This is a genomic window from Velocimicrobium porci (assembly GCF_009696045.1).
Taxonomy (GTDB): domain Bacteria; phylum Bacillota; class Clostridia; order Lachnospirales; family Lachnospiraceae; genus Velocimicrobium; species Velocimicrobium porci.
Genome location: NZ_VUMT01000008.1, coordinates 110,058 through 130,428 on the forward strand (window position 1 = coordinate 110,058; position 20,371 = coordinate 130,428).

Genomic DNA, 20,371 nt, shown 5'->3' on the forward strand with positions numbered 1-20,371 from the left:
TGTTTGGCAGAATACTCCTTTCGCATCTGTGCACATCCTCGCGGAGCGTTTTTGCTTTATAGGAGACGAAGTTTCCTATAAAGTAAAAATAGGAAAGTGTCATACTTACAACACCTTCCTATTTTTAACATTAATTTTTATACAATTTGGTTTGCTTTTCTTTTAATAAATGATAGCTTTAATAAAATTGGAGATACCACAGTTGTAATAACAACCATAATTACGACTGGTCCCATTAATGCCGCAGATAACAAATTACCAGCTAATCCCTTCTGTGCTACAATTAAAGCAACTTCTCCACGTGAAACCATACCTACACCAATCTGAACAGATTCCCTATTGGTATATTTACATAACTTAGCTCCAAGTGTACAGCCAATTATTTTTGTTATAATTGCCACTAAGATATATACAAGACAAAAGGCAATCAATATGCTACTCATTTTCGGCACAGATACTTTAAGTCCTATACTTGCAAAGAAAATAGGTGCAAAAATGGCATAAGACACCGTTTCACATCGATGAGCGACATATTCCGTCTGAGAAATTGATGATATTACAAGTCCTGCAATGAATGCACCGGTAATGTCTGCGACGCCAAAAAATTCTTCTGCCGCATATGCCATAAACAGACAAAATGAAAAGCATACAATTACAAACCTTCTCTGGCTTTTTTGAATATGTTCTGTCCAATATTTAAACACCAGATAAAATAAACCGCCCAATATTCCGGCAAAAACAAAAAATCCTAAAATCTTTAGTAATACAACCGAAATACTAACATCTGAACCAGCTAAACTTGTAACAATTGTAAGAACAATAATACCTAAAATATCATCAATAATCGCTGCACCTAAAATTGCTGTACCTGCTCTGGAATTTAATTTTCCCATCTCCTTTAATGTTTCAACTGTAATACTAACTGAAGTAGCTGTTAAGATTACACCAAAAAACAAATTCTGAAGATAAAGAGGAGAATTAACTCCCATATTCAACATAGATGGACGATTGAACAGATAGGCTACTAAGACTCCACCAATAAGTGGAATAATAACGCCCAATACTGCAATGACAAAAGAAGCTTTTCCTGCTTTCTTAAGCTCTTTCATATCTGCTTCCATTCCGGCCATAAACATTAAAATAATAACTCCAATTTCTGAAAATTGAGTTAACACTTCTTTTGCCTCGACTAAATTAAAAGCAGCAGGTCCTAACAAAATTCCTGCAATTAATGCACCCACAACCTGCGGCATTTTAATCTTTTCAAACAAGATTCCAAGAAATTTTGTAGACATTAAAATAATTGCCAAGTCTAATAAGAAATCATATGATTCCATTTTTCTTCATCCCCTTTAGAGTCATTTCTTGACACCTCATTTATGATATACACCGGAAGGAAATAAGTCAAGGTTTAAATATTTATTTAATATTTTTGTAATATTTATACATCCGGTTCATCAAATTCTACGATTACATAAAAACCGCGGTCGGTCTGTTTTATTTGTTTTACAACTCCATAAGATGACTTTAAACGTTCCCTCTCTAGGTAACACCCAGACATTGCAACGGCAGGCTCAATAATATAATAGTAATTTGCCGGACATTTACGCTCTACGACCTGAACTTTCTCTCCTTCCTCTACTAACCCGCTTCGTTCCATCTTAAATTCTATTAATCTCAATCTTTTTCCTTCTTTCTTTTGCAAACAGAATTAATTGCCAATAACAATTTGATTTCTCCCTGCGTGTTTTGCTTCATATAAAGCATCGTCGGCTATTGAAAACAACGTTTCATAACGGTCAATTGCTTCCACTAAAAAAGCAATCCCCATACTTGCAGTCACCATACAATTCTCATCACAATAAGTCAGTTTATTCAATTCCCTTCTCAGCTCATCTGCTCTGGCAATACTGTCTTCTTTTGTATACGCTTCACTAAAAAAGACAACAAATTCATCACCGCCAACACGCCCAACCATTTCTGAGTATGGAAACATAGTCTTAATCTTATCTGCCACATCACAAATTAGCTGATCACCAGTTAAATGCCCTAGCGTATCATTAACATTTTTAAAATGGTCTAAATCAATTAAAATAAGGGCCGGACATCGGTCATACTCTTTATTCTTTTCCAGATAAGTTCGAATTGACTCCTCTAATGTCACTTTATTTAAAAGCCCTGTCATTTTATCCCTACGGCTAATTTCTTCGTATTTTTCTTTTTCTTTTTGTGTCTTTCGAAGATTTTGTATATTTTGCATTCCCGTAAGCTTTGTTTTTTTTATATAATATTCATACTTTTCCTGCATAACCATATACTCACGGCAAGCATTTAAATAGTTCTCATAATGACTGTATCGATTCTGATAAACGACTTCTAATGACTGAACCTTCAGCTTAATATAAATCAGCTCCGTTGCATCTATATTTGCATGTAGACAGTTTAAAAGTATTCTGGCTTCGGTTCTCATTCCCTTTGATAACGCATAATTACAAACATCGATATAAAATTCACAAAATTCCAAAAAATCTATTCCATTCTTCGCCTGTTCAATCAAAGCATATAAATTTTCATTTACTTTTTCTTTTTCACCAAGATAATCATAAAGACGCACATAAAGATTTTCAACTGATACATCATAAAATAAAATTGAATTCTTTTTTCTTAGCCTCTCAATTATACACCCACATTCAAGTGCCTTTTCATATTGTTCTAAATTACAAAAAATCTGTCCTCTATACGCATGACACAAAATTTCAATATTATAATAGTTATCTGAATCTGAACGTTTTAATTCTTCCAGTGCCAAATCATAATATTTTAATGACTGTACTAAATCATCTAAGTCCCGGTACAACCATCCCATATTTATATAAGTAATTGCTTTCTGATTATAAAGACCATATTTTTCTGCTGAATCAAGACTCTGGAGATAATGTTCCAATGCCACCACCTCATAGCCAAGAAGTGAAAACATAAGTCCCAATACATTATAAGCTGCTGCTTCAAGATAGCTGTTTTCTTCTTTTTTTCGATGCATTAAACTACAATTTAAGTAAGTAATACAAGGGTCATATTTTCCCAGACGAAAAAAAGCCTCTCCACGGTAAAAATAAACACAGGCTAAACCATCCTCATCTTTTTCTCTTTTACAAATCTCCTCATATTCTTGCAATAAATCAAATAATTCATCTTTAATCGGCTGAAACCGATATGCTACAACCTTTTCTAATAACTCTTTTTTTCTGCCTCTCATCATACCCTCGCCACATTACAAGCAATCTATTTTATTTTAATATTAATTAGCTAACGCTTCGTTGTCAAGCTCATTCAACAACAAACATACTTTTTTCGCCCTCTGCCTGTAGGAAGATTGTAAAGTTACATTTTTATAATAAAGAAGTCAAATCTCCCAATCGTTCAATCTGCCAGTATATCCTTTTTTTTGTTTCTTCATCCGGTTTTGTTAAATCAGGAACCATAATTGTCTTTAGCCCGGCCAAGGAAGCTGACAATACGCCATTAGGTGAATCCTCAACTGCAACACAATTTTCAGGCATTTCTCCAATTTGTTCACAAGCATATAAATAAATATCCGGCATAGGCTTTCCATTTTGAACCATTGTGGCACATACTACTTTATCAAATTTTTCATATATTCCAATCTGCTCTAAATAAACTTTTGTCCGTTCAAAATCAGAAGCAGTCGCAACCGCCGTCTTATAGCCTTTCTTTTTTAAATACGCAAGCGTCTGGTCCACATCCCTCTTTTTCTCCAATCCATACTGCTTAATATGACTGCTCATTAACTCTTTTCTCCGGCTTCTGACTGCCTTATAATCGAATTGTTCCCCTAAAAGCTCTTTTAATTTCGCTTCAGCAAAGTTTGCTGCAAGACTCCTTATCAAAAGTGCATGCTCCCTTTTCATCTCAAATCCCAACTCTTTTGCTGCCTGACACCAATATTTTACTAAATATTTTTCCGTATCAATTAAAACACCATCCATATCAAAAATTACAGCATGTACCATATAAAATCCCCTTTCCATTGAATTAAAAAAGGCATTAAACTGAATAAAGAATTTGCTTCCATTGCAATTTTTATTCAAGTTTAATGCCTCAAAACGATTAATCTATTTTTAATTCCCTAACCTTTTTACGAAGTTCTAAAATCATACTAGGTGAAACACTAAGCTCATCAATTCCTATCCGAAGAAATTCTTCCGTCAAACTAGTATCTGCTCCTAATTCACCACAGATTCCAATCCATTTTCCTTCTTTATGTGCATTATCAGCAGCCATTTTAATTAATTTTAAGATTGCTTTATGGTGTGGATTATAAAATGGCTCAAGTTTTTGATTTTGACGGTCAATTGCCAGCGTATATTGTGTCAAATCATTTGTTCCAACACTAAAGAAATCTACTTCTTTTGCAAGCTCATCACTTACAAGTGCTGCTGCCGGTGTTTCTATCATAATTCCGGTTTCTACTTCTTTTTTATAAGGAATTCCTTCTTGTTCCAACTCATTCTTCACTTCAGCTACAATTTTATTAATATTCTTTATCTCTTCTACTGAAGTAATCATTGGAAACATAATCGAAATATTTCCAAATACAGCTGCACGATAAAGTGCTCTTAGCTGTGTCTTGAAAATCTCCGTTCTCGTCAGGCAGATACGAATTGCACGATAACCAAGTGCAGGATTTTCTTCCTTGTCTAAATGAAAATATTCTGCTTGCTTATCCGCACCAATATCCAGTGTCCTTATAATTACTTTTTTACCGGCCATTGTTTCCGCAACCTGTTTATAAGCCAAAAATTGCTGTTCTTCTGTTGGAAAATCTTCATTTTCCAGATATAAAAACTCACTTCGGAACAATCCAATTCCGCCTGCGTCATTTGTTAAAACTGAACCTACATCACTCGGATTCCCAATATTTGCAAAAATATTAACTTTCCGTCCGTCTAATGTAATATTTTCTTTTCCTTTTAATTTAGAAAGAAGCTCTTTCTTTTGTTCAACTTCTTTTTTCTTTTGTTCCATTTCTCGTTTGGTCTTCTCATCTGGTTCAATGTAAACAGTACCGGTAAAACCATCAATAATTGCTTCTTGTCCATCAAACGATTCCAAAAAGTCTTCTCCCAACCCAATAACAGCTGGAATTCCCATACTTCTTGCAAGGATTGCCGTATGGGAATTAGCAGAACCAAACTGCATTGCAAATCCTAATACCTTACTTTTATCCAGTTGAATTGTTTCACTTGGAACTAAATCATCAGCCGCAATAATTACCGGTTCATTGTAAGTTTTCTGATCTACATCCTGTCCGGATAAAACAGCAATCAAACGTTCTGAAACATCTCTTACATCGGCAGCTCTTCCCTGCATATAGGCATCATCCATTGCCTCAAACATTGCAGAAAAATTATCAGCAGTTACACCAACTGCATATTCTGCATTAACCTGTTGAGATGTAATAATATTAATAATTGATTCGCAGTAATCTAAATCTTCCAACATCATTTGATGAATCTCAAAAATTGCTGCATTTGCCTCTCCAACATCCTGGAGTGCTTTTTGATATAACCCGCCCAGCTGTTCAATAGCAGAAGCTTTCGCTGATTCAAACCGCTTTGTTTCTGCTTCTGTGTCTTCCACCTTATAACGTTTAATAACACGTTCGTTTCTCTTGTAAAATGAGAGTTTTCCCATGCATACATCGTTAAAAACACTTTTTCCTGTTAACACAACCATCGGCTTCTCATCCTTTTTTATTTTATATTATAGATTTTCTTTAAAAAATACTTCTAATGCATGAACTGCTTCTGCCTCATCATTTCCGTCTGCTGTCACAGTTACTTCACAATCTTTTTTAATTCCCATGCTCATAATACCTAAAATCCGTTTTGCATCTCCAGATTTTCCATTTGCTTCCAACTTGATATTAGACTGGAACTTTGCAGCCTCCTTCACAAGAAGACCTGCCGGTCTTGCATGTAGTCCTAACTCATCCTTAATAACATACTTAAATTCTTTCATTCTTCTACCTCTTTCTCCTTCACTTTTTCTTTCAATGTTTTTTTGTTTTCTATTATTGAAACGATACTTTTTATTTCAACTATCGTTCAAGTCTATTATAATATGAAACTGTCTTTCTTTAAAGAAGATTTTTCTGTAAAATTTCTTTTTTCTTTTCTTTTATCAGTCTATAGTGCAAAAATTCCAAAAACAATAAAGACCCAAGCCTCGAAGTATTTCTATTCCGAAACCTAGGTCTTGCCTGATCTCACTCAGTAACAATCCTGTCACTTATTCTTTTACTCTCCTTCTATTGTAATCGGTTTACTTGCATCCGTCAAGTCAGAAATCTGATAATTTTATGAAATTTATGGTAAAAACCCTTCAAAAATAAACATATCATATTCTTTTTCATTCTTTTTTAGCTGTTCTTTCGATTGAATTGTCCATGCGACCATATAAGCATGATAAAATTTTTTACATAACTGCCGTGATACCCGATATGAGTAACAACAATTATAAGCAATAAAATCAGGCTTTCCCAAAAAATTGAATAAAAGGTTTCCCAGCAACCGTAAAATGAACCGCTTATCACCTTCTTTTGCAAAATCAGAGGAAAGCTGTCCTCTCATAACTCGTGGTGCATTTTTTCGAAACCAGTAAACAACAAATGGGTGAAAGGATTCTACACAATAAAGTCCCTTATATTGTTTTAACTGGTCATAAACAATCTGACAAATTTCGGTTTTTCCAGTTTCACATTTTATTTCGACAATTAATGGAACGTTCCCATCAACTAATTGAAGTACTTCTTGTAATTTGGGTATTCTTTCAAACGATTGATAAAGCCGAAACTGTTTAAGTTCTCTAAACGTATAATCACTTATTTTTCCTTGGATATTACAAACACGTTCTAAACTTTCATCGTGAAAAACAACCGGAATTTTATCTTTTGTCAATTGTACATCAAGCTCAATTCCATAGTTTGCTTTTATTGCTCTTTGAAATGCCTTTTTTGAGTTTTCCGGTGCATCTCCTTTATTGTCATAAAGTCCTCTATGTGCATAAAAATATCCCTCAAATAACCGCTTTGAAGGTTTATTGAAAATGCGTGGCATAATTGCCCACAAGTAAATCAAAATTATTATAAAAAATCCGAATATTATTTTTAAACCTATCGCAATCACCGAACTGCTTATACTCCTTCCCCATTGAATTCTGGAATAAAACTCTCAAGCTGTGTTTCTCCCTCCTGAATAAATCCATTTTCTACCCCTATCTCTATTGCAAAGTCAACCAATTCATCATACTCTTCTTTTGTTACGGTCCGATTTATTTCCGGATGAGATGTCAAACCGGAAAGGGGTGTAAACTGATTCATAATGCTTATATAAATAGAATCTCCATAATTTTCATACAGATACTTAATAATATACTTTGAGTCGTCAAGACATCCGGGAAGTAACAAATGCCTTACAATTACCCCTTGTTTCATGATTCCGTTTGAATCAAAAACAGCTCTGCCCTGCTGTCGTACCATTTCACGTAACGCTTGATTTGCCTGGATAAAATAATCCGGTGCTTTTGAGTATTTTGTCGAAATCCGTTCGGAATAATACTTAAAATCAGGTAGATAAATGTCAATTTTCCCCTCTAAATTGCGAATCGCCTCTGCTTTTTCGTATCCACCTGTATTATATACAAACGGAAGATCAAAGCCATGTTCTTTCGCCTGGTCAATTGCTTTTACAATGGAAGGCATATAATGCGTAGGCGTAACAAGATTAATATTATTGGCACCTTTTTTCTTTAGCTCAAAAAATATTTCTTCTAATCGATGTATTGAAATAACCTTCCCTGCATGTCCTGTAGCAATATTTTTATTTTGGCAAAATACACACCCCATATTGCACCCTGAAAAGAATACTGTACCCGATCCATTTTCCCCTGAAATGCAAGGTTCTTCCCACATATGTAGCGCAGCTCTTGCAACTACTAGTTGGGCTGTTTCTTTGCAAAAGCCCGTTTTTCCATCCAAACGATTGACCTTACATTCTCTCGGACAAATATTGCATTGATTATAATTCATCTTCCAGTTCCTTCCTTTTCTTTTCCGATTTGTTTCTTCGCACTTATAGAAACAAAAACAGGTTCTTATTCGTCAACTACTTATATCGGACTTTTTTCTAAAAAAATAACACTATTTTATACCGGCATAAGCTTCTGCTATATTTAACATATGATCTCCAATCCTTTCATAATCAGTCAAAATCTCCGTATAATAAATCGAAGTTTCAATATCACAGATGCCTTCTTGTATCTGTTGTGTCTGTCTTTTTCTATATTCTTCTGTTGTATCGTCAATTCTTTGCTCTAGTACCGTAACCTCTCCAAGAACCTGCTGCTTATTACCTTCACTTATATTTTTTATTCTTGTAAATGTATCAAGGCAAATATGCCGCATTTCTTTTATCTCCTTATGAGCATCTTTTGAAAGCTTTAATCCTTTTTCTTGCATAGTAACTGCATATTCTGCCAAATTCATTGCATGGTCACCGATTCGTTCAATATTTCCAATGACTTCAAACATGCTTTTTACTTCTTTAATCGAATCAGGTGCTTTCTCAATCGTAAGTATTTTAGCAATTTTTCTTGATAACTTTACATTGTACATATCAATTGCTTCTTCTTTTTTACTTACCTCCCTTAATAACTCTGGATTTCCCTGTTCAATCGCTTTAAAACCATTCTCAATATTTTCATATGTAAGTGATAGCATTTCGTTCATCTCTTCCTTCAAATTATTAATTGCAATTGTTGAAATTCCTAACACATGCTGTGAAGAAGAGAGTTCATCAAACCACTTATCCGTATCACTTGTTTCTTCTTTTTTGTCAGGTAAAATAATAGTAGCAACCTTAGCAAGCCAATCACCAAAAGGAATTAATATCAATGTTGTCGCAATATTAAAGATTGTATGAACATTCGCAATCTGTGCTGCCAAATTATCTGGTGTGCGAAGTGCAATCCATTCTGCAAATGGGACTGTCAGGCATATACATACGAATATAACCGTTCCAATCAAGTTAAACATTAAATGAATAATTGTTGTTCGTTTTGCATTTCTGCTTGTTCCAATTGAAGCCAATACCGCTGTAATGCAGGTACCAATATTCTGTCCAAATAATACAAATACAGCACTATTAATTGAAATTAAACCACTCATTGCCAATGCCTGAAGAATTCCGACCGAAGCAGACGAAGATTGAATAATCGCTGTAAATCCTGCACCTGCCAAAATTCCAAGAAACGGATTAGAAAACTGCGTCATAAGTTCAATAAACTGTTTCGAATCCCGAAGTGGAATCATAGCATCACTCATCATACCCATTCCTATAAAAAGTACACCAAGCCCTGCAACAATTCCGCCAACATACTGGACTTTTTTATTTTTTACAAATAGAATCATTGCAACACCAATAAATGCAATTAAGGGTGCAATTGTTCCAATATCTAAAGCAATCAGCTGACCGGTAATTGTCGTTCCAATGTTAGCTCCCATAATAATCCATACAGCCTGATTTAACGTCATAAGGCCGGAGTTGACAAATCCAACTACCATGACCGTCGTAGCAGACGAAGATTGAATTACAGCAGTGATTCCCGCACCCACTATAACACCTAAAAACCGATTGGCCGTCAGTCGTTCTAAAATACTTTTCATTCGGTCACCTGCTACCGCCTCCAGATTATTACTCATCATCTGCATTCCATACAAAAACAGTGCTAATCCTCCTAACAGCATCAAAATCATATTCATTTTCATCTTTATACCTTGTCTTTCCGACTTGGGCTTCCAAACCAGAATAATCCCAAATCTTTTATTTTCTTAAGTATTTTATAGCGTACTTTTGCTATAAAAAATTCTCGTTTATTATAATAGCAAACTGATTTTTTATTTTCCGTAAAAAATTTGTTAAGATTTCTCCTAAAAAGGGAGAATTGATTGACTTTTTGTTTAAATAATGTACTATAAATGATGTCAAACAAATTACATGAGGGGATTTTATATGAAAAACAAATGCTTAGAGTCAGATATATTACGTTTTTTAATATTACTTGGAAGTGCAACGATAGCTTCCAGCTTGCTTTTTATTACCGCCGGAAATTCTTCTAATTGTGCAATCTTTTATATGCTTGCCATTTTCTTAATTTCAAGATATACAACCGGTTATATATGGGGGATATTAGGCTCTGTCATTGGAGTAATTGCAGTCAATTATTTTTTCACGTACCCGTATATGGAAATTGATTTTTTAAGAGATGGTTATCCTATCACTTTTAGTGGAATGCTCACTGTATCTTTAATTACAACAACAACTGCAACTCATCTTAACACCCAAAAACAAGACGCACTTAACCGTGAACAAATGTTAGAGAAAATCAACCACTTTAACAATCACTTATTAAGTGCAAAAAATAAAGAAGAAATGTTAAACCTCTCCATTTCATTTTTATCTGAACTAAACCATGCCGATGTGCTGTTTGTTCCAAACGAATATCAAAATGATTCATTTTCTAATGATACAGACAATCATTTTAGTGAAGTCTATACCGATGTTAACGATCCTGTTATAAAAGAATACATAAAAACCACGTTGGATAAAAATGAATTAATGACTTTAGAAAGAGAAGAAATCTATTATACATTTCTTCCAATTTCATCTTCTGTTCATAAATGGGGAACTTTAGTTTTGTACAGCAAACAACCTCAGACAAACCAAATGGAACTAAATCGTTTAATGATTCCTCAACTTTCTTTATCCTTAGAACATTATTCGCTTATTGAGCACCATCAGACTCTCCTAATGGATTCCGAAAAAGAAAAAATGCGTTCAAATCTACTGAGAGCAATCTCTCATGATTTACGTACACCCCTTACTGGTATTATTGGCTCCAGCTCTACCTATCTGGAAGCAAAAGAATATTTGGATGAAACAAATAAGGACAAATTAATCCATGGAATTTTAGAAGATGCAAATTGGCTTCTAAATATGGTAGAAAATCTTTTAACAATAACAAAAATCAGTCAGGAAACTGCTCTTGTAAAAAAAGTTCCTGAACCAATTGAAGAAGTTGTATCAGAAGCATTAATGCGTTTCCAAAAACGTTATCCGAAAAGTAAAGTAATTGTAAAAATTCCCGATGAATTTTTAATGGTACCTATGGATGCAACTTTAATCGAACAAGTCATTATTAACCTATTGGAAAATGCCGTAAAACATTCAAATACTATAAAACCAACTGAATTTACGGTCGAAACGAAACAATCTGAAGTATCATTTTCAATTAAAGATTATGGTCAGGGGATACCAGAGAACCGTTTAGCTTCCATTTTTGATGGCAGTCCAATTTCAACAAATGACAAAAATGACCGAAAAAAAGGGATGGGAATCGGTCTTACTATTTGTAAAACAATTATATTAGCACATCAAGGCAGAATTCTTGCATCAAACCATCCAACCGGCACTATCTTTTCTTTTTATCTGCCTATCGAAGGAGGAGATTCCTATGAAAACAAGTAAACTAACAACACTTATTATTGAAGATGAAGAAAATATCAGAAATTTCATTTCTTCTATTTTAGAGATAAACAATTACAAAACCATACTTTGTTCGACTGGAAAAGAAGCAATTAGCCTTGCACAATCCCACTGCCCGGATATTATCCTACTCGATCTTGGACTTCCTGATATTGACGGAATTGATGTTTTAAAGAATCTTCGCAAATGGTCATCGGTTCCTATTATTGTAATTTCAGCCCGCCATCAGGAAACTGAAAAGGTACTTGCTCTTGACAGTGGTGCTGATGATTATATTACAAAGCCATTCGGCACAAAAGAACTGCTTGCCCGAATCCGAACTGCACTCCGGCATAAGGCAACTGCCAACTTCACATCTCCAACTGCAAAATATCATGCAAAAGAACTTTCGATTGATTTTGACAAACGCTTTGTTTCATTAGGAGAGGAAGAAGTTAAATTAACACCAATTGAATACAAACTAGTTTCTCTTTTAGCACAAAATTCAGGAAAGGTGTTAACTTATGAATTTATTTTAAAAACATTATGGGGTCCTTATGTCGATATGGATAATCAGATTTTAAGAGTAAATATGGCAAATATTCGCCGAAAAATAGAAAAAAATCCTGCCATGCCAACCTATATATTTACAGAAGTCGGCATTGGATATCGAATGTTAGAAAGCGAAGTATAACACAAAAAAAGAAAAAAGTCTTATAAAATTATTTTGTAAGACTTTTTTCTTTTTTTATAACCCTGTTCTGCCTATATAATTGCTCCGTTTACTCATTTAAAATTTTCATAAATTCTTCTCCCGTAATGGTTTCTCTCTCATACAAATACTTTGCTAATTCATGAAGCTTGTCCATATTGGCAGATAACAAATCTTCCGCTTTCTTATATTGTCTTTTCACTGTATCAACAACCATCTTGTCAATTTCGGTTGCTGTATCTGGAGAGCATGCTAAGGAGCTATCTCCTCCTAAATATTGATTTGTCACAGTTTCGAGTGCTACCATTCCAATTTCTTCACTCATACCATATCTTGTAATCATAGCTCTTGCCAGCTTTGTTGCCTGTTCTATGTCATTAGACGCTCCCGTTGTTATCGAATGGAATACTAATTCCTCCGCACAGCGTCCTCCGGTAAAAGTAGCAATTTTATTTTCAATTTCCTCTTTCGACATAAGGTTACGCTCGCCCTCATCCACCTGCATTGTATACCCCAAAGCCCCAGATGTTCTAGGTATAATTGTTATTTTTGTCACAGGAGCCGAATGACTTTGTAAGGCAGCAACCAATGCATGTCCAATCTCATGATAAGATACAATTAATTTTTCTTTATCAGATAACACCTTATTTTTTTTCTGATAACCTGCTATAACAACCTCAATACTTTCTTCTAAATCAAGTTGTGTAACATAATTTCTTCCCTGGCGGACTGCACATAAAGCAGCTTCGTTAACCATATTAGCAAGTTCCGCACCAGAAGCACCGGAAGCAGCTCTGGCAATCGCATTAAAATCAATGTCATCTCCTAATTTTACTTTTTTAGCGTGTACCCTTAAAATTGCTTCTCTTCCTGCCAAATCTGGTAACTCTACAGGTACTCTTCTGTCAAACCGTCCAGGTCTTAAAAGTGCAGGATCTAATGATTCTGGTCTGTTTGTAGCAGCCAGAATAACAACACCTTTTGAACCGTCAAAACCATCCATCTCCGTCAATAGCTGGTTCAAAGTCTGTTCCCGCTCGTCATTTCCTCCCATTCCCTGATTGTCACGTTTCTTTCCAATTGTATCAATTTCATCAATAAAAACAATACATGGTGCTTTTTCATTTGCCTGCTTAAACAAATCTCGAACTTTGGCAGCTCCCATTCCAACAAACATTTCTACAAACTCAGAACCAGATATGGAAAAGAACGGTACCCCTGCTTCTCCCGCAACTGCTTTTGCAAGCAAAGTCTTTCCGGTTCCCGGAGGTCCGACTAATAAAGCTCCTTTTGGCATCGAAGCACCAATTTCCTGATATTTTTCAGGATTATGAAGAAAATCTACAATCTCAGTCAAAACTTCCTTTGCCTCATCTTCTCCTGCCACATCACTAAACTTAATTCCTGTTGTAGATTCCACATATACCTTTGCATTACTTTTACCAAACTGCATCGATGGCATTCCGCCACCGCCCATTTTTTTCATCAACGTTCTGGATAAAAGCTGTCCAAGCCCCCAAAAAATTAATATTGGAACAATCCAAGTTAATAGAAAGCTCAAAATTGGCGACATCTCTTTTTCTACAACACGTCCAAAGGAACAACCTGAATCATATAGTCTGTTTACTAGCTCTGGATCATCAAAGGTTGTCGTCTGATAAAAATTTGGTGTTTCCTTTTTATCCGTAAAATAAATCGAATCATTTTCAATCTGCACCTTCTCAATTTCTTTTTTATCTACCATTGACAAAAAAGTACCATAGTCAACTGTTTTGACTTGTTGCTTCATCAAGTTCGGAAATAAAAAACTATTAAGCAACATAATCACAATCAGTGCAATCACATAATAAAAAATTAGTGGCCGTTTCGGATTTTTTACTTCTTTCATCTCATCATCTCCTGTTCTTTCTTGTCCCAGCCCCGGTTCTATGCCCTGTAAATACTGCGGCAGAACATGCCCTCAAGCTATACTTTTCTTCATTATACTTCTTTTCAAGTTTAAATTGCAAGAAATTTGGCAAAATTTTCAGAATTATTTAATACATTTAAAAAGGAAGGGCAAGACGCCCTAATAATCTGCCAAAATGCAACACAGTAGCTTTACAGTTAAACAATATTGAATCCTCTATATAAAACCCATCATTACCCCAATTGTTTGGTTTAGCATATTGGGATAAATCCCCTTCATATATTTTGTACTGCTCTAAAACCTGCTCCAGTTGCTCTATCGTATAAAACGTCCTTTTTTCTTGTAAAAGCTTTGCCTGATTTAACATAGAAACGACAAACTCAATACATATATATGCTTTCTTAATAAGTACGCGTCTATGTAATAAAAACAACATCGCTGAGAACGTATTATACATATAATGGTCTTTTTCTTTCTTCATATCTTGTATCTGATTTTTTATCACTCTATATGCTTTTTTTGAAACAGGAAGTCTGCATACTTTTATATTAGAAAATGTCCCGTCCTCCGAACAATAACGAAGCAATGATTCTTCAACAAATCCGCCAACTAAAGGTGTCGTCTTATGGTATCTGGAAAAAGAATACATCTGTTTTAGCTCCCCATCTAGTGCAATTGCTACATGGTTATACGAGTGTTTTGTCACGATTCGTATTATACTTCCGATTTTTGTATTTGTGGAAAAAAACACTACATAAATACTATTCTCATTTTGCATTTTTAATTTTTTCTTCCCTTCTCTGTTTATTAACTATCAATTATATCGTTTTTTCCCAAAATGAACAATTAAAAACTTTAAAGTTTTTCTTACAATTTTCTTTTTAATTTGTAACAGAGGATAGACCTGAAAAAATCTATCCTCTATTTTTCTTAAATATTCGAATCACTCATTTATAATCTGATATCAAAAAAGGACCTTCTAAGACCTCACGGCACACATACAAAGTTCTATCTTTTCTAATACATACCGACCATTTTACTAAACTCAGGGCGTTGTTTTCTATTTCAATTCCAGTAATACATCTTGGATGTACACAACTTCCATCATTAAAATAAAACCCTTCTTTGGGTTTTGGAAATACAGGACGATGCGTGTGTCCGGCTATCACAATCATTCTTTTTTTCTCCGCAAAAGAAGCAATTCTTCTCTCAATTCTCTCTTTTCTTTCATATGACCTTCCCGCACCGGTCGGATCTAAAAACCCAATTAATTCCATTTTCTTCCATATATATCGAACTAAAAATCTTGCAACCGGCCAAATCGTATCATTCAAAAAATCTCCCTGATGCCCATGTACTAAAAAAATCCGCTGACCATCTTTACGATTCTCCAAAATAATTCCTTCCCTCACTTCAATATCAGGAAACAATGGAACTTGCTTTTTTTCATTTTCGCAATAATATTTTTCACAATGTTTCATCATATAACCTTTTCGTCGCTTTACAATATCATGATTTCCGTAAAGCATATACAACTTCTGTTGATTATAAAAATTAGAAAGAAGCCAAAAGGCATCACTATGCACTTCTACAATAGGTTTCATTTTTCTGTTTTCCCATAACTCATCACCATCCCCAAGCTCAATATAAATAAATCCGTTCTGCAAATAATATTCCAGTGCACCATAATACAATGTTTGATTTGGCAAAAAATTATCACCAACATTCCCTTGCCCCCTATGACAATCACTCATCAGAATAATTTTTGAATCCCGATCATAAGAAAGAATAGGAGCATTTTGATACACCTTTTCGAAACGTTTACTAGTAAATTTCATTTTTACTAACATTCTCCCTTATTATCGATATTTACGTTGTTATATTTTTTACAGTCCGGCGGGCAAAGACCCGGATATGGCATCACTTCAAACGTTTCTTTTGGATGTTCTTGAAAATGATATGAATTTCTACATATTTTACATGGGTGTGGACACATATTTTTCTGACATGGTTTTAATTTTGGTTTCGGCATTGGACATAATTCGCTTTTTGGTGGATTGCTGTTATGAATTATCTCTATAATCCAGTCAAATGCCTCATATAACCCTTTTGCATAAAGGGAATGTATAAATACATCATAAAGTTCCGACATCGCTGTCTTCAGATATTCCAGTTTATCAAGGGTATGAGAATATTTTCCTGTGATTGCATTATATAGCATACAATTTTTCTCATTTTCCTGTTGTACAATCGTTTCATTAACCGGATTTCGAGAAATTGGTTTCGGCGTATGTGGTTTTCTATAATGTATTTCTACTTTATTTCCATGAACAGAAAATTCGTGATTTCGATATCCCAAATTTTGAAGTGCCATTACAAATGCTCCACACATATCATAATTAGGGAAGAAAATCTGTGCATCCATCGCCAAATCCGAAGGTTCCGAAAATTCTCCTAATTTAAACCCTGTCAGCCACCAGTGAAATCCCTGTCTTCTCAACAAAACTTTTCCATTCTTTCGCAGTACAAATGCCATTTGCAATAGTTCATTATCACTTACTTTTTCATAAAATGTACCTTTAAACTTCTCTGTATCCAAATCTTCTCTAGTCGTATTATAAACTCCTATTTCTGCCCCTGTTGTAATCCCATATTGTCCTTTCCATAGCTCAATCAACCAGCGTTTTCCTCCATAGCAAAAAGATACTGGCTCACAATCGATAATCATGTTAAAAAAAGGAGCCCCTTCGTCATATAATCTGCAATACCCCATTTCCCTCTGCCAGCAATTTAATTGTGAATAAAAATAATCACCTTGAAAGTTATACGCAAATCCAGAAAAATCTAAATCTGAATTCAATTTTCTTTGCTGTGCCAGTCTATTTTCTGTCGGTTTAAAATTTTTCATCCGGCTATACCAGATAGTTCCAAGTATCAGCAACCCAACCAGTATTATAATCCCAAGTACAATGACAACATTTAACATAGTAATTCATCCTCTCATTCTGGTTACTATAGTTTATTCGGATACCAAAAATCTGTGATGAATCTCAAAATATCGTCCACTATGTTAAATTATACTACGCTTTAAAATAATGATATACTTTCCCATATTTCTTTAAGCAAATAGCTGCAATTAACAACGTTACACCCTCTGCAATCGGAACTGCAAGCCATACTCCATCCACACCCATTATTCTAGGCAATAAAGTAAGACTAACTGCTTCTATCGCAAATGTGCGAAGGAAGGAAATAAAAGCGGATATTTTTCCATTTGATAATGCTGTAAAAAAAGAGGAGACAAAAATATTAAATCCTGCAAACATAAAATTCCAGGCAAAAATCCGATAACCATACAAAGCAATTTTATAGACCTCGGATCCTTCTTTTACAAAAATCCCAACGGCCTTTCCAGCAAAAACAAGTGAAAGTAAAAGAATTCCAAATGAACCTATTGTTAAAATTAACATACACATTTTATATATTTTCTGCAAATGCAAAGAATTGCCACTTCCGTAATTAAAGCTGATAATCGGTGCCGCCCCATTGGAAAATCCTAAATATGCAGCAGTAAATAAAAATTGTGAATATAAAACAATTGTAATTGCGGCAACTCCATTTTCTCCAAGAAGACGAAGCATCGCGATGTTAAACAAGAAAGTAGTCACACCTGCAGCTAAATTTGATACCATTTCTGAAGAACCATTTCCCATACTCTGTAAAATTACTCTCATATTCCACTTTGGATGCATAAACCATAAAGCTGCTACTTTTCTTCTAAAATAAAACAGCGGATACAAAAATCCAATAAAGTAACTAATTGCAGTCCCAAGAGCTGCTCCACTGATTCCCATTTTAAATAGTACAATAAAAATGTAATCAAAAATAATATTAGACACACCCGATATTATTGTTAAGATTAATCCAACTTTAGGTTTTCCGGCTGTAACAAAAAAAGATTGAAATAAAATTTGAAGAATTGATGGCATTCCAAAGAGTAATATAATACTTCCATATTGAAAACAGTAGGAATATAATGTTTCATTTGCACCCAGTAAAACTAAAATAGGCTGTAAAAAAATCAACATTAAAATAGAAATAAAAAGTCCCAGACCAATTGTAAAACAGACCAGAAGAGTAAAATACTCTCTTGCTATTTTATCCTTTCCTTCTCCTAGTTTTTTTGCGACAACTGCACTTCCTCCTGTTCCAAACATAATACCAATTCCAATTAAAATACATTGAATTGGATATACTATATTAACGGCAGATAAAGCATTACTTCCAACAAATCGAGATACAAACATCCCATCAATAATCGAATAAAGTGCCATAAAAAGCATCATGATAATGGTTGGAAATACAAATTTTAAAAATGATATAATATTAAATTCTTTTGCAATTTGATTCGTCATATTAGTTTCCTTTCCTTTTCATTTTTCCACTGGCGTATTCTTCTCTTTCACTTAATTTTTCTTGAATCGTCATGTCTTTCATGATAAACTATTGGGTAACCCTATAGTCAAGAAAGGATTTTATTATGTCAAATTATTCGAAAAAATTTTTTACAACCGGCGAATTTGCTACCCTTTGCAGAACAACAAAAGAAACTTTATTTCACTACGACCGAATCGGAATCTTAAAACCAAATCATATCGGAAAAAATAAATACCGCTACTATCGTTTAGAACAATTTTATGACTATGATTTAATTAACACACTAAAAGCAGCCGGCAGTTCACTGGCGGAAATTAAAACGTATTTGAATAATCAGAATACGGACGATTTTATAAACTTACTGAAGGAAAATAAAAAACGACTGTCAATGGAACGCAGAAAACTAGAACATATGGAGCATTTATTAAAAAATGCAATCTCACTTACAGAAAAAGCACTGGCAACACCTTATCACACTCCAAAAATTATAGCATGTGAAGAAGAATATTTTATTGCAACTTATCTAAATTGTAAACGTCCTTTATCTCCACAAGAAGAAATTGAAGCACTCAACAATCATTTTACTTACTGCGAACAAAACCAAATCTACAATGAATATCCTCTTGGTGCAATTATTTCGATGGACACATTAAAAAATAACAATTTTTATGAAAGTTATTACTGTACAAAGCTAGAAAAACCAGTTAAAACAGAACGATTATATATTAAACCAAAAGGAACTTACCTTACAATGCTCCATAAAGGCTTTTATGATACAAGAAACACCGCCTATCAGATACTATTTGACTATATGAAACAGCATTCACTTATGATTTGTGGAAATTCATACGAACAGGAATTAATCAGTTACCTTGCTGTAGAAGAAACTGATGATTTAGTCCATCAAATTTCAATCCAAATCCAATAGTATGCACTTTCACAAAATAAGTTCATACTATATAACGAGGTGAATCAAATGAACGCTTGTGAATTAGTAACAACAATTACAACACACAATGAAATCTGCAGTTCAAATCAGAAAAATTGCTAATCAGCATTTTTTAACACACTTAATAGTTTATTAATTTTACACAAAATAACCTTGTTTTTTTATAAAACTATTATACAATAAAGATAGGTGTTATCAAAATACCAAAGAAAATTATTAGGAGGGTATTATGGGAAAAGCAAAATTATGGATTGCACGTCTAATTTTTATTATCATGCTATCTTGTACCATCACACCAGAGATGGCTATGATAATCGACGCACCGGTTGTAACTTCAGCAGAGGCTGCCTATAACCGGGCAACGGTCAAGAAAGTGCAGGAAAAATTAAACCAAAAAGGATATTCTTGTGGAACTGCAGATGGTATCGCTGGTTCTAAAACAAAAAATGCAATTAAAAAGTATCAAAAAGATCACAATTTAACTGTAACTGGAACAATAAATTCTGCTTTATTAAAGTCACTTAATATCAAGCCGGTTTCTAATTCTTCCAGCTCATCTGACACTAAAATCCAAAACAAGGAAACGACTGTATACATTACTGATACAGGTTCAAAATATCATAGGAGCGGATGTCGCTATCTAAGAAAATCGAAATATTCCATTTCATTATCGAATGCCAAAGCACAAGGTTATACTCCTTGTTCTGTATGCAAACCATAAAAATAATTAGGCGGGAAACCTTTCTTCGTTTTCCCGCCTG

General features: G+C 34.2%; 18 protein-coding genes. 4 read left to right on the forward strand and 14 right to left on the reverse strand.

Features of this window, described 5'->3' with window-relative positions; genetic code table 11:
- Positions 1-137: 137 nt before the first annotated feature.
- From FYJ58_RS07000 to FYJ58_RS07040, 9 genes are all read right to left on the reverse strand, one after another.
- Positions 138-1,337, reverse strand: a complete 1,200-nt coding sequence (locus FYJ58_RS07000) for a cation:proton antiporter (RefSeq protein WP_154519016.1) — start codon at positions 1,335-1,337, stop codon at positions 138-140.
- Between the two features lie 104 nt (positions 1,338-1,441).
- Complete coding sequence (locus tag FYJ58_RS07005; protein ID WP_154519017.1) at positions 1,442-1,681, reverse strand: hypothetical protein; 240 nt, start codon at positions 1,679-1,681, stop codon at positions 1,442-1,444.
- A 30-nt stretch (positions 1,682-1,711) separates the two neighbouring features.
- The gene (locus FYJ58_RS07010; RefSeq protein ID WP_154519018.1) at positions 1,712-3,259 is read right to left on the reverse strand and encodes a tetratricopeptide repeat-containing diguanylate cyclase; all 1,548 of its coding nucleotides are present in this window, start codon (positions 3,257-3,259) and stop codon (positions 1,712-1,714) included.
- A gap of 130 nt (positions 3,260-3,389) precedes the next feature.
- Complete coding sequence (locus FYJ58_RS07015) at positions 3,390-4,031, reverse strand: HAD family hydrolase (RefSeq protein WP_154519019.1); 642 nt, start codon at positions 4,029-4,031, stop codon at positions 3,390-3,392.
- A gap of 97 nt (positions 4,032-4,128) precedes the next feature.
- Positions 4,129-5,757 carry a phosphoenolpyruvate--protein phosphotransferase gene (gene ptsP, locus FYJ58_RS07020; protein ID WP_154519020.1) on the reverse strand — a complete coding sequence of 543 codons (1,629 nt, stop codon included), beginning with the start codon at positions 5,755-5,757 and terminating at the stop codon, positions 4,129-4,131.
- Between the two features lie 27 nt (positions 5,758-5,784).
- Complete coding sequence (locus FYJ58_RS07025; RefSeq protein WP_154519021.1) at positions 5,785-6,042, reverse strand: HPr family phosphocarrier protein; 258 nt, start codon at positions 6,040-6,042, stop codon at positions 5,785-5,787.
- Between the two features lie 347 nt (positions 6,043-6,389).
- Positions 6,390-7,139 (reverse strand): glycerophosphodiester phosphodiesterase family protein, encoded by a 750-nt coding sequence (locus FYJ58_RS07030; protein WP_154519022.1) that lies wholly within the window; start codon positions 7,137-7,139, stop codon positions 6,390-6,392.
- 77 nt (positions 7,140-7,216) lie between these two features.
- Positions 7,217-8,110 carry a radical SAM protein gene (locus FYJ58_RS07035; RefSeq protein ID WP_154519023.1) on the reverse strand — a complete coding sequence of 298 codons (894 nt, stop codon included), beginning with the start codon at positions 8,108-8,110 and terminating at the stop codon, positions 7,217-7,219.
- Positions 8,111-8,221: 111 nt separating this feature from the next.
- Positions 8,222-9,847: a Na/Pi cotransporter family protein gene (locus FYJ58_RS07040; protein WP_154519024.1), complete on the reverse strand. Its 1,626-nt coding sequence runs from the start codon at positions 9,845-9,847 to the stop codon at positions 8,222-8,224.
- Between the two features lie 244 nt (positions 9,848-10,091).
- On the opposite strand from FYJ58_RS07040, the gene FYJ58_RS07045 reads away from it, so the two are divergent.
- Entirely contained in the window at positions 10,092-11,606 is a 1,515-nt protein-coding gene (locus tag FYJ58_RS07045; protein WP_205839190.1) for an ATP-binding protein, read from the forward strand.
- Positions 11,593-12,297 (forward strand): response regulator, encoded by a 705-nt coding sequence (locus FYJ58_RS07050; RefSeq protein ID WP_154519026.1) that lies wholly within the window; start codon positions 11,593-11,595, stop codon positions 12,295-12,297. The genes FYJ58_RS07045 and FYJ58_RS07050 overlap by 14 nt, the downstream gene beginning before the upstream one ends.
- Before the next feature lie 88 nt (positions 12,298-12,385).
- Here the strand turns inward: FYJ58_RS07050 and ftsH are convergent, their stop codons facing one another.
- The 5 genes from ftsH to FYJ58_RS07075 all read right to left on the reverse strand — a co-directional run bounded on the left by ftsH (position 12,386) and on the right by FYJ58_RS07075 (position 18,639).
- Positions 12,386-14,203: an ATP-dependent zinc metalloprotease FtsH gene (gene ftsH / locus FYJ58_RS07055; RefSeq protein ID WP_154519027.1), complete on the reverse strand. Its 1,818-nt coding sequence runs from the start codon at positions 14,201-14,203 to the stop codon at positions 12,386-12,388.
- Positions 14,204-14,360: 157 nt separating this feature from the next.
- Entirely contained in the window at positions 14,361-15,002 is a 642-nt protein-coding gene (locus FYJ58_RS07060; RefSeq protein ID WP_154519028.1) for a hypothetical protein, read from the reverse strand.
- 169 nt (positions 15,003-15,171) lie between these two features.
- Positions 15,172-16,062, reverse strand: a complete 891-nt coding sequence (locus tag FYJ58_RS07065) for a metallophosphoesterase (RefSeq protein ID WP_154519029.1) — start codon at positions 16,060-16,062, stop codon at positions 15,172-15,174.
- Positions 16,063-16,067: 5 nt separating this feature from the next.
- Positions 16,068-17,210, reverse strand: a complete 1,143-nt coding sequence (locus FYJ58_RS07070; RefSeq protein WP_154519030.1) for a DUF4474 domain-containing protein — start codon at positions 17,208-17,210, stop codon at positions 16,068-16,070.
- A gap of 94 nt (positions 17,211-17,304) precedes the next feature.
- On the reverse strand, positions 17,305-18,639 hold the full coding sequence (locus FYJ58_RS07075) for an MATE family efflux transporter (RefSeq protein WP_154519031.1): 1,335 nt from the start codon (positions 18,637-18,639) through the stop codon (positions 17,305-17,307).
- A gap of 125 nt (positions 18,640-18,764) precedes the next feature.
- On the opposite strand from FYJ58_RS07075, the gene FYJ58_RS07080 reads away from it, so the two are divergent.
- Together FYJ58_RS07080 and FYJ58_RS07085 are read left to right on the forward strand one after the other, a co-directional pair.
- Positions 18,765-19,589: a MerR family transcriptional regulator gene (locus FYJ58_RS07080; protein ID WP_154519032.1), complete on the forward strand. Its 825-nt coding sequence runs from the start codon at positions 18,765-18,767 to the stop codon at positions 19,587-19,589.
- A gap of 250 nt (positions 19,590-19,839) precedes the next feature.
- Entirely contained in the window at positions 19,840-20,331 is a 492-nt protein-coding gene (locus tag FYJ58_RS07085; protein WP_154519033.1) for a peptidoglycan-binding domain-containing protein, read from the forward strand.
- Positions 20,332-20,371: the final 40 nt, after the last annotated feature.